Source organism: Marinomonas flavescens (assembly GCF_004352835.1).
In the GTDB taxonomy this organism is placed as follows: domain Bacteria; phylum Pseudomonadota; class Gammaproteobacteria; order Pseudomonadales; family Marinomonadaceae; genus Marinomonas; species Marinomonas flavescens.
Genome location: NZ_SJSB01000005.1, coordinates 21,842 through 33,517 on the forward strand (window position 1 = coordinate 21,842; position 11,676 = coordinate 33,517).

An 11,676-nucleotide genomic window follows, 5' to 3' on the forward strand; every position below is an offset into this window, starting at 1 on the left:
TAATATAGCCTTCTTTTTTGATGCCTCGAAGGTTAGTCTTAACGCTGTCTGCTTTTTCTTACTTCCATTGCCGACAACAAGGATCCGTGCATGTTTCAGCTTTACACAGGCAACCGTCTTGAAGATTTGGCGGTTTTGCTGGCAAAAATATTGGCGCTTTCTCCGCCGCAAAACCCGTTCGAAGACGAACATATTCTTGTGCAAAACCCTGGCATGGCGCAGTGGCTGAAAATGTCGATTGCGCAATCTCATAGCATTGCTGCTGGGTTAACTTTCCCACTTCCCTCTACTTTTGTTTGGCACAGCTTCGCGCAAACCTTATCGGACATTCCGGGGCAAAGTGAATTCAACAAACCCTTTTTGGTCTGGCGTTTGATGCGCTTGTTAGATGCACGCTTGTCGGAAGAGGCGTTTCAGTCGTTAAGCTGGTATTTGCAAGACGACGACAGTCAAGTGCGTCGCTTCCAGTTGTGCAGCAGCATTGCTGATATTTATGACCAATATTTGGTCTATCGGCCTGATTGGATCAAGGTGTGGGAAAGTGGCGGTAGCGACGATGAAAAGCTAACCGCTTTATTTGAGCAGCAGCCTTGGCAAGCGATTTTATGGCAGGATTTGGTGGCGGACATTAGTCAGCAGGGCGAGTCTCTTTACCATCGTGGCAACTTGATTGAAGCGTTGGCCGATGCCACCAAGTCACAAACTCGTCCGGTAGGAATGCCAGAGCGGATCTTTATTTTTGGGGTGTCTTCATTGCCGCCCAATACGCTGGAATCCCTGCGAGTGCTGGCGTCGTCTGGTTGGATCGAAATGCATTTATTTTTGCAGAATCCCTGCCGTTTTTATTGGGGGGATGTGGTCGACAAACATTACCTAGGGCGAATCATCAAGCGCCAGACATTAAAGCCGGGTCTTAGCATGGAGACCTTGCATTTGGATGCGAATCCATTGTTGGCGAGTTGGGGGCGATTAGGTCGCGACTACATTGCACAGCTACAAGAAATGGCCGATGGCGAGCTGGAAGTGTTTGAGGATTACCACAACGAGTCAAACCATGGTTTGTTGCAATGGGTTCAGCAAGATGTGCTCACGTTAGAAAATCATGGCTCGGCGGAAGAGCGAAACCCTGACATTCAGAGTGCTGAATACCGTCATCCGATTGCCATTGACGATCATAGTGTACGGGTGCATTTGTGCCACAGCCCGCTGCGAGAGGTTGAGGTGTTGCACGATCAGCTGTTGGATATGTTTGAACGTGACCCTAGCTTAACGCCGAAAGACATCATCGTCATGTTGCCCGATGTAAACACTTACAGTCCGTTTGTTAAGGCGGTTTTTGGTGGTAAAGGCAGTGGCCAAGCACAAGGCCGTAAGAGAATTCCGTTTGCTTTAATAGATCAGTCTGGCGGCATGGAAAATCCGATTGTCGATGCTTATTTGTATCTGTTGGGGCTAGGCGAGAGCCGTTTTACTTTATCGGAATTGATCAGTGTATTGGAAGTGCCAGCGGTATTGGCGAAGTTTGAACTGACCGCCGCAGAGCTAGAGCGCATTCGACAATGGTCGGCCGAAGTGGGTATTCGCTGGGGGTTAGACGCCCACACGGCGGAGCATCATTCGTTACCCAGTCAAGAGTCCCACACTTGGCTCAATGGCGTGCGTCGTATGTTGTTAGGTTACGCCATGGGCCACGATCATATTTGGGAGAACACCTTAAGCTATGGCGATGTAGAAGGTTTGGAAGCCGCGGTGGCTGGTAAGTTAGCGGAGTTTTTATCGGCGATTAATCAAGCACAACAAGGTTTGCAAGCATCGCTCACGCCGAAAGAATGGGTCGAGACGCTTTACTCATTAAATGAGCAATTCTTTTTGGTCGATGAAGACGACAGCTTTCCCGCTTTGTTGACTAAGCAGTTAGACACCTTAACCTTGCAGTGGCAACACGCCTATTTTGATGACAAATTAGAGCAGCAGGTAATACGTCAGTTGCTCACACCTATGTTGCAAGAAGCCCAAGGTGGGCAGCGTTTCCTAGCTGGAAGAATCAATTTTTGTACTCTAATGCCGATGCGTTCGGTGCCGTTTAAAGCCATTTGTGTGCTGGGCTTGAACGAAGGGGATTACCCAAGAAGTGTCGCGCCAATGGGCTTCGATTTGATGGTGGGTAACTACCGCAGTGGTGACCGAAGCCGTCGTGAAGATGACAAATACCTGTTTCTAGAAGCCTTAATGTCGGCGCGTGAATGCTTTTATCTGAGTTATGTGGGCAAAAGCATTCGTGATAATAGCGAGAAGAACCCCTCGATTTTGGTCAGTGAACTACTTGAGTACATGGCGCAAAGTTGTGTGTTTGTCGGCGATGAGAGTCTAGCGCCTGAAGCGGCACAGCAAGCGTTTTTAGAAAAGCTCATCATTGAGCATCCGTTGCAGCCTTTTAACGAACGCTACTATCAGCAAGACGCGCGTTTATACAGCTATAGCGAGCAATGGTTGCCTGCTTTGATCGCATCTCAGATAGACCTAGAGGCGCCGTTAATGTCGCCATTAGCGGCCCAAGAAAGTACCCGAACAGAGTTGCCACTCGACGAGTTGTCACGCTTTATGGGCAATCCGGCGCGCTACTTTACTCAGCGTCGGTTAAAAGCATTTTTGAGTTTGCGCGAAGAGGAAGAGTTTGAAGATGAGCCATTTACCCTAGAAGGCTTATCTGGTTATTTATTGCGAGCAGACATGCTGGAAGCGCTGTTACAAGGTGATGATGAGACCTTTTTTAAACGACTGCCTTTGATGGGGGTATTGCCCTATGGCGCTTTTGGTCGGCTCTCGTTACAGCAATATCAAGACCAATGTCGGCAGCTGATTGAGGTGCTACAAGGTTACGCGCTTGAGCCGTGTGCGCCACTGGAAGTGAACCTGACTATCGGCTCGATCGCTTTGCAGGGCTGGCTCAAATTAGACACAGCAACGACGCGTTTGTCGTATCGTATTGGCGACCTTTCTGCCCATCAAAAAATGCAAACCTGGGTCGAGCATCTGGCTCTGTGTGCGCAAGGCACGCCAAAGCAGCACCATCTGGTGAACTTAGCGAAAAACGGCAAAGTCACCCAGCATGGCTTTATCATAGTGGCGCCCGATGAAGCGAAAACGCACCTTGCGCAAATCATCAGCCTGTTACAGCAAGGTTTGTGTGAACCTATCCCTTTGCCATCAAAAAGTGCGGATGCTTGGTGTAAAAGCTATTGCGCTTCGAAAACCGCCGAAGACGAAGAGGCGGCTTGGCAGCAAGCGATTAAAATCTACCAAGACAGCAGTAGTGCGTTTAGCAGTAGCGAAGTAGAAGACGCTTATTGGCAGCGTTATTTCCCTTCTTTGGTTGAGCAACGCGAACGCTTTACTCAGTTATGTGAAACGATTTGGCTGCCGATGCACCGCCATTTGGAGTTGTTTGAATGAGTGACATGACGCAAGCAGACAATTCTGCTGACACCTCAATAATGGTGAATCAGTCGGTCCAGTTACTGGACGCCTTGACCTTTCCGCTTTTCGGCAAGCGCTTAATTGAAGCCAGTGCGGGCACCGGAAAAACCTACACCATTGCGAACTTATATTTGCGTTTGTTAGTGCCAACCGGACAGGCAGGCGATTTAGACAAGCCACTAACGGTAGATCAAATCCTAGTGGTGACCTTTACCGAGGCTGCCACAGCGGAGCTAAAAGCACGTATTCGTGGTCGTATCCGAGTGGCGCGTAAAGCCTTGATGATGGGGGAAACAAACGACGTATTTCTAAAAGACTGGTTGGCTGGCATGAATGACAACCAGCAGTCTGACGCGATTGAAAAGCTCCTCTACGCGGAAAAACAAATGGACGAGGCCGCGGTCTTTACCATTCATGGTTTTTGTCAGCGGATGCTGAGCCAGAATGCGTTCGAAAGCCGCATGTTGTTCCAGCAAACCATAGAAACCGACGAACAAGCCCCCTTATCGATGGCGGTAAAAGACGTTTGGCGCAGTGAGTTTTATCCATTAGACGACAGCAAAGCGGCGCTGATTAAGCCTATTTGGTCTTCTCCTGATGCCTTACAAAAAGATTTGTCTCTGTTGCAGAATCAGCCAGACGCCAAGTTAGTATCGCCGAATTACGACTGGGAAAACGCCTTAGCCGAGTCTCAGCAAGCGATTGAGAAGGTGAGAGCGGCATGGCTTGTGCAATCCCAAGACATTATTGAAGCATTAGAACAAAGCGGCATTAAACGCACTTTCTGGCGCAAAGACCCATCCAAAGACATACAGGCGATGACCCAATGGGCTCATTCGACGCGTTTTGAATTGGATAAAAGCCTTGAGAAGTTCGACACCAGTGAACACGCCACGCGTTTGAGTAAAAATGGTGAACTGCCAGCGCATCCATTTTTTGCCTCGGTACAAGCGCTAAGAGAATCTTTTCCTGAAGCCGGGCGTTTAAAAGCGGTCTTATTGCAGCAACTTTGGGTCAAAACCCAAGAGCGCATGGCACAATGGAAACGCAGCACGCAGTCACTGACCTTTACGGATTTGCTAACGTCGTTGGACGTGGCATTAGGGCAAGACGAAGCGGGTAATCTGGCGGAGCGTATTCGTCATTTGTATCCGATTGCCTTGATCGACGAATTCCAAGACACGGATGCGGTTCAATATCGCATTTTCTCCACGATATATAAGCCAGCGGACACGCAACAAAATACCTTGGGTCTGATTATGATCGGTGATCCAAAGCAAGCCATCTATGCGTTTCGTGGTGCGGATATTTATACCTATTTGTCGGCTAAGCAGCGTGTTGATAGCGTCTATTCCTTGGCGACTAATTACCGCTCTTCGGCGGCGATGATCCAGTCAGTAAATGCCTTATTTACCACCCATGACGCGCCTTTTCGTGTGGCGGGCATTCCGTTTGTCGAAGTAGAAGATCGTGGTGTGGCAGGGCAATTCTCTCGTCATGGCGTGAGCCAACCTGCGTTGCAATTTTTGTATCAGCAAAGTGATGAGCCGATTTCGAGTGCGCAATATCGCGCCACCATGGCGGACGCCTGTGCCGCGCATTTACACGCCATCTTGCTAGAAGGGCAAACCCAAGCTGCGTTAATTGGTGAGCGAGGCGTGCGACCGAAAGACGTGGCCTTGCTGGTGACTAACTTTAGTCAAGCCAATGCCCTGAAAGACGCCTTGCGTCAACGAGGTATTCCCAGTGTTTATTTGAGCGATAAAGGCTCGGTATTTGAAACCGTCGAAGCGCGCGAGTTATTGATCGTGCTGACGGCGATTTTGTCCAACGCCCAAGAAAGTAAAATGCGCTCAGCGCTGGCGACCAGCTTGGTAGAATGGTCATTAGAAGAGCTGGATACGCTGAATCACGATGATGTCGTGTACGAAAAATGGGTGCAGTCTTTCCAAGGGTATTTAGAGTTATGGGAAAACCAAGGTTTGCTCCCCATGCTGCGCGAGTTTATGACCGATGTGGATCTTGCTACTCATATGTTGCGTCAAATAGGCGGCGAGCGAAAGCTCACCGACTTTTTGCACCTGACTGAAAAACTCCAGCAGAAATCCCTAGAGCTGGACTCCAAAGAAGGCGTATTGCGTTATTTGCGCTTGGCGATCCAGAATCCCAATGGTGACAGTGACGAACAAAAAATCCGCTTAGAAACCGACGCCGAACTGGTGCGGATCGTCACGATTCACAAAAGTAAGGGGTTGGAGTATCCGATTGTGTATTTGCCGTTCGCTTTGACGCCGTTTCAAGATAGAGGCAAGTCTGCGCTTTATCATGATGATCAACAGCAGTTGTGGATTTCCATCGACCCAGACGAAGACGAGTCTGAGCGCCATAAAGAAGAGCTTTACGCCGCAGAAATTCGCTTGGCGTACGTGGCGCTAACGCGTTCAAAAGAAGCCTGTTTTATTGGTTGTATGGAAGTGGGCAAGGGCGCGACTAAATCCCGAGAGGCGATTTGTGATGTGCATTTGAGTGGTGTTGGCGCCTTGTTATGTGAAGGTGAGCCACTTGAGGCAGGGGGACTGGTGCCGACTATTGGGCGCTTAGTGAGTCGTCATCCAGACGGAAAAATGAGTTTGGTGGATCTGCCCAGTGACGCGCCAGAATTACCACGTTTTAAAATGCTTGAGACGCGTCTTAGTGAGCCTCAAGCACGGCGTTTTAACGGCCGTATAGAGCGCGATTGGTGGGTGGGCAGTTATTCTTCTTTGGTGGTGGAAGCCACTGAGAAAAACGATGAAAGCTTGCCCGGCTTAGATGAAATGACGCGACTTCAAGATCCATTTGATGATGAATTAGAAGAAATTTCCCCGCTTGTTGATGCCTCGTTAGAGCCAGAGCAGAACCGTTTTAGCTTCCCCAAAGGCGCTAAGGTTGGGACATTTTTGCATGACACGCTTGAAGGCAAAGGCATTCAAGAGGTGGTCCATGACCCCAGTTTTAGAGACTTACTAAAGTTGAGTTATCAAACCAATATGGAGGCGTTTTATGAACGCCAAGGGTTTGGTGAGTGGCGCTCTGTATTGAGTGATTGGTTGGGTGACATTGTGAATACTGAAGTGATTTCAGGGGTAAGCCTTGGTGATCTTCCAGTCTCGTCTTGCCGCAAAGAACTGGAGTTTTTTATGCCGGTCAATGGCATGAATGCGTTGCAATTAGACCGTATTGCACGAGAACACGATGCGGTTTCAAGGTCCGCGCCGAGCATTCAGGATCGGCCTTTGAAGGGCATGCTAAAAGGCTTTATCGATTTACTCTTTGAATGGGAAGGGCGTTATTACGTGCTGGATTATAAGTCGAATCATTTAGGTGATGACTTTGCCGATTACCAAGGCGATGCGCTTGAGCATGCGATCGCTGAGCACAGATACGATTTGCAGTACCAGCTTTATACCTTGGCATTGCATCGTTTGCTTAAGCAACGGTTGCCGAATTATGACTATGATGCCCACGTCGGTGGTGTGGTTTATTTGTTTCTACGAGGCATGACACCGGGCCAACAAACGGGCATTTTTAATACTCGATTGTCAAAGCAGCATGTCGACGCATTGGATCACTTGTTTGCCGGTGAACTATCACAGGAGGAAGGCCAGCTTGGACTTTTCTAATCAATTGGATTTATTAGCGCAGGCAGAACCAAGCTCAGGCAACCGGTTATTGGTATGGCAGGAGCAAGGGGTATTACGAGCGATTGACCGTCAGTGGATTGAACAATTGGCCAGCCACGCCAATGAATCCCACGACGCGGTGCGTGTTGCCGGTGCGTTGTGCAGTGCGTATTTAGGGGCTGGGCATATTTGCATCGATTTGGCCGTACTTTGGCATAAGCCGCCAGAAGGGGTGACGAACGCAGAATTGAAAGCCCTGTTAGCGTCCAGCGGCGTGTATTCGGTGGCGGATTGGTGTAATGCGCTAGCGCAAAGTTCGCTGGTTAGTGTGGCTTTGCCATTGACTGAAAAGCCCATGGTATTAAGCGGCACGCGCTTGTATTTGTACCGTTATTTTCAATACGAGCAGCAAGTACTTAGCTACCTTAAGCATCATGCTGGCGCGACGCCTTTTGAGCCGGATGCGGCGATTATTGATCGTTTATTTCCTAAAAAATCAGACACGATTGATTGGCAAAAAGTCGCGGTTGCCAATGCGGCGAGTTTGCCCTTTTCTGTGATCAGTGGTGGCCCTGGAACAGGCAAAACCACCACAGTGACCAAGCTGTTGGCTTTGCTTGTGTCGCAGTCTGCTGCGCAAGGCAAGTTATTGAGAATAGAGTTGGCAGCGCCTACCGGAAAAGCGGCGGCGCGATTGACTGAATCCATTGCCAATGCCAAAAGTGCATTGCCATTAGCAAAAGACATTAAAGCTGTGATTCCAGAGCAAGCCAGTACTTTGCACCGTTTGCTTGGCAGTGATTTTGGTCGCAGCCGTTTTAAACATAATAAAGACAATCCGCTGCATTTAGATGTGCTGCTGGTGGATGAAGTTTCCATGGTGGATTTGCCGATGATGGCGAAGCTGATCGATGCTTTACCGCCTCATGCTCGGCTGATTTTATTGGGTGATAAAGACCAGTTGGCCTCAGTGGAAGCGGGCAGTGTACTGGGGGATTTGTCGTTAGGCATAGAAACGGCGTACTTTCAGGCGGACTGGGCGCAGCGATTAACGCAACTTACTGGTGAAAATGTCAGTCAGTTTGCGAACCCTGCCGCGCCGTTAATCAGTCGTTCGCTGACCTTATTGCGTACCAGTTATCGTTTTGATGCCAACAGCGGTATTGGGCATTTGGCAAAAGCAATGAACGCAGGCGACGCACAAGGGGCGATTTATCAGCTGCAAAATAACCCGCACGATGTGCATTGGCAGGTGCCGACAGAGCAGCAGACGAAACCGGATATTGCGACCTTAGCCAAGGGCTACGACGAGTACTGGGACGCAGTACGACAGCAAAAAGACATTGCCGCGCTTTATCAGTCTTTCTCTCGTTACCAAATTTTGACCGCGGTGCGTCAAGGTGAATTTGGGGTTGAGCAAGTAAACAAACATCTTGAGTTGTATTTTTATCAGCGCGGGAGAGTGAAAGATCCTCATGTTTGGTATCCCGGAAAAGCCGTCATGCTGACGCGTAATGACGCCAGTCTAGGCTTGTTTAATGGCGATATTGGCTTGTGTATGCCGGATGAATCACAGCGTTTACGAGTGTGGTTTATGCAGCCGGATGGTTCTTTTACAGGCTTGTTGCCGAGTCGTTTAAGCGCATTTGAAGTGGTGTTTGCGATGACGGTGCATAAATCTCAAGGTTCTGAGTTCGAGCGTGTTGCTTTGTTGTTGCCGCTGACGCCATCTCCGGTGTTAACGCGAGAATTGATCTACACCGGAATCACTCGAGCAAAGCAAGATTTCACCCTGTGGGGCGCGGCGCATTTGGTGACGGCGGCAGCTAAATCTCGGATTCAGCGCAACTCAGGTTTGCCGGATGAACTTTGGCCGAACGCTTGATAATAGAATATTTGACTCCATTAATTAATATACCTCGTTACCCAATGCGTTAGAAAAGCAATAAAGGCTTTTGTAAGATTCTTGCTGTGATTCTTTTATGGTAGGGTAAACGCAAATTTAGACACCAAATACAGTAGAAAGAGAGTAGTAGCAGTAATGTCAAAAGAAATCGTTTTAACCGGTATTACAACCTCAGGTACACCACACCTAGGAAACTACGTGGGTGCTATTCGTCCTGCAATCGAAGCAAGCCGTCAAGAAAACACGGATGCTTACTTTTTTATGGCGGATTACCATGCTTTGATCAAATGCCAAGATCCAGCGCGTGTTCAGCAGTCTCGCCAAGAAATTGCAGCGACCTGGCTTGCTTGTGGCTTAGACACAGACAAAGCGACCTTTTACCGTCAATCCGATATTCCAGAAATTGCTGAACTGAACTGGCTACTGACTTGTGTGACGTCAAAAGGTTTGATGAACCGAGCGCACGCTTATAAAGGTGCAGTAGACGCGAACCTAGCCGATAGCCAAGATCCTGACTTTGGTATCACCATGGGCCTGTTCTGCTACCCAGTATTAATGGCGGCGGATATTTTGGCGTTTAATGCCAATAAAGTGCCTGTGGGTCGAGATCAAATTCAGCATATTGAGATGGCGCGCGATATTGCTGGCCGTTTTAATCACTTGTTTGGTCAACACTTTACCTTACCTGAAGCGGTTGTTGGTGAAGAAGGCTCTATTTTGAAAGGCTTAGACGGCCGCAAAATGAGTAAAAGCTACAACAACACGATTCCACTTTTTGATACTGAGAAAAAGCTTCAAAAAGGCATTAATAAGATCAAAACTAATCTGTTAGAACCAGGCGAAGCGAAAGATCCAAACGACTCAACTGTGTTTGATATCTATAAAGCCTTTGCGACACCTGAGCAAACGGCTGAAATGCGTCAGAAATTTGCAGATGGTATTGCTTGGGGACAAGCGAAGAAGGAACTTTTTGAGTTGATCAATGGTCAACTAGCTGAGCCTCGTGAAAAATATTTAGAACTAATGGCAAATCCTGCTCAGGTTGAAGTTATTCTTCAAGCTGGAGCAGAAAAAGCACGAGCTCGTGTGCGTGGATTCATTTCAGACCTTCGCAATGCTGTTGGTCTTGTAAGCTTTAAATAATTTGGAGAGTTTTGTGAAATCGACTGTATATGCCATGTTAATGGCGTTTGTCTTGGCGATAGGTGTTGGTGGTTTTAGTGCCGATGTTCAAGCTAAGAAATTTGGTGGTGGTAAGAGTTTTGGGAAAAGCTTTTCTTTTTCTAAATCAAAAAGCAGCAGTGCTTCCACTATTCCTAAAGCAACCAATACAGCCGCTCCTCAAAAACGTGGATTTCTTGGCGGTTTAGGCGGTGGTTTACTAGGTGGTTTATTGGCGGGTGGTATTTTTGCTGCGCTAATGGGCAGCGGTGCATTTGACGGTATTTCATTTGGCGATATCTTATTATTCGCAGTAATTGGCTTCTTAATCTATAAGTTGTTAATTGCACCAAAACGTCGTGCAGCACAGGCTCAAGCGGCAGGATACGGCAACACTATGAACAGTGAAGCGCCAACGTCGACACGTGATCAATTCAAGGCTTCTCCTATGTCTGGTGTTTCTGGATTTGGTGGTGAGTCAGACATTAAATTACCACCAGGTTTTAATGAGCAAGCGTTTGTAGCTGAAGCGAAAAATCATTACATCGCTTTGCAAAAAGCATGGGATGATAATAACTTTGATGAAATTCGCAGCTACGTAAGTGCCGATTTGTTAACAATGTTACAAGGTGAAAGAGCGAATCATGGCGAAAATATGCCTCGCACTGAAGTCATTTCATTGATGGTTGAGCTTGTACGTGGTGAATATATTGGTTCGATTGCGTCAATTTCATTAAGATTTTCCGGCTGGATTAAAGAGGGTGATCAAACCTCTGATACGAATGAAGTTTGGCATCTAGAAAAAAATATGTCGGATGAGAAAGGCAATTGGACTATTGTTGGTATACAACAAGATAGTTAATTGTTTTAGAATTCTGCTAATACCCCTACAACGGATGCGTTCTTAACGGGTGCATCCGTTTTATTATTTTAATTAAATCGAATACGGACGTACGTCATGTCAGAATTAGCGCCTATAAAAGCATCTGGACAAGCCTTAGCGGAAAGCAAAAAAGGCGAATTATTGCAGTATCTTACTTTTAAATTGATTGACGAAACTTACGGCATTAACGTCCTTCAAATCAAAGAAGTGCTTCGATACAGTGAGATAGCTCCGGTTCCTGGCGCAGCTTCTTATATTTTAGGTATCGTCAATCTACGCGGTAATGTTGTGACAGTGGTCGATACGCGTGTTCGGTTTAGTTTGCCAGAATGTGCTATCACGGATGACACTCGTATTATTATTATCGAGCATGATGGCGAGCAAATTGGTTTATTGGTTGATGCGGTTCAAGAAGTGTTTTATCTATATCAGGGTGAAATTGAGCAAAGCCCTAGTGTGGGTAATGACTCCGCGTTGATGTTTATTCAAGGCGTTTATCAGAAAGAAGATGAGCTGGTTATTCTTCTTGAATTGGATCGTATGTTTGAGCGTAATGAAGCGCTTGGTATTGAAGCAATGTAAGTAAA

At 47.5% G+C, this 11,676-nt stretch carries 6 protein-coding genes; all 6 read left to right on the top strand.

The genetic code is table 11. The annotated features are described in order from the left end of the window. Positions 1 to 90 precede the first annotated feature (90 nt). Positions 91 to 3,453: an exodeoxyribonuclease V subunit gamma gene (gene recC / locus E0D70_RS06690; RefSeq protein ID WP_133011501.1), complete on the top strand. Its 3,363-nt coding sequence runs from the start codon at positions 91 to 93 to the stop codon at positions 3,451 to 3,453. Beyond that, positions 3,450 to 7,139, top strand: a complete 3,690-nt coding sequence (gene recB, locus E0D70_RS06695; protein ID WP_240537015.1) for an exodeoxyribonuclease V subunit beta — start codon at positions 3,450 to 3,452, stop codon at positions 7,137 to 7,139. The genes recC and recB overlap by 4 nt, the downstream gene beginning before the upstream one ends. Continuing rightward, positions 7,126 to 9,024 (top strand): exodeoxyribonuclease V subunit alpha, encoded by a 1,899-nt coding sequence (gene recD / locus E0D70_RS06700; protein ID WP_240537016.1) that lies wholly within the window; start codon positions 7,126 to 7,128, stop codon positions 9,022 to 9,024. Before recB ends, recD begins: the two co-directional genes overlap by 14 nt. A 156-nt stretch (positions 9,025 to 9,180) precedes the next feature. Then, complete coding sequence (locus E0D70_RS06705) at positions 9,181 to 10,188, top strand: tryptophan--tRNA ligase (RefSeq protein WP_133011503.1); 1,008 nt, start codon at positions 9,181 to 9,183, stop codon at positions 10,186 to 10,188. A gap of 13 nt (positions 10,189 to 10,201) precedes the next feature. Beyond that, on the top strand, positions 10,202 to 11,068 hold the full coding sequence (locus E0D70_RS06710) for a Tim44 domain-containing protein (protein ID WP_133011504.1): 867 nt from the start codon (positions 10,202 to 10,204) through the stop codon (positions 11,066 to 11,068). Positions 11,069 to 11,164: 96 nt separating this feature from the next. Next, complete coding sequence (locus tag E0D70_RS06715) at positions 11,165 to 11,671, top strand: chemotaxis protein CheW (protein WP_207923226.1); 507 nt, start codon at positions 11,165 to 11,167, stop codon at positions 11,669 to 11,671. The last annotated feature ends 5 nt before the right edge of the window (positions 11,672 to 11,676 follow it).

What these genes read in the sequence shown, in the direction of transcription:
- recC (WP_133011501.1), top strand. Translation starts at nt 91, where the DNA reads ATGTTTCAGCTTTACACAGGCAACCGTCTTGAAGATTTGGCGGTTTTG.
- recB (WP_240537015.1), top strand. Translation starts at nt 3,450, where the DNA reads ATGAGTGACATGACGCAAGCAGACAATTCTGCTGACACCTCAATAATG.
- E0D70_RS06705 (WP_133011503.1), top strand. Translation starts at nt 9,181, where the DNA reads ATGTCAAAAGAAATCGTTTTAACCGGTATTACAACCTCAGGTACACCA.
- E0D70_RS06715 (WP_207923226.1), top strand. Translation starts at nt 11,165, where the DNA reads ATGTCAGAATTAGCGCCTATAAAAGCATCTGGACAAGCCTTAGCGGAA.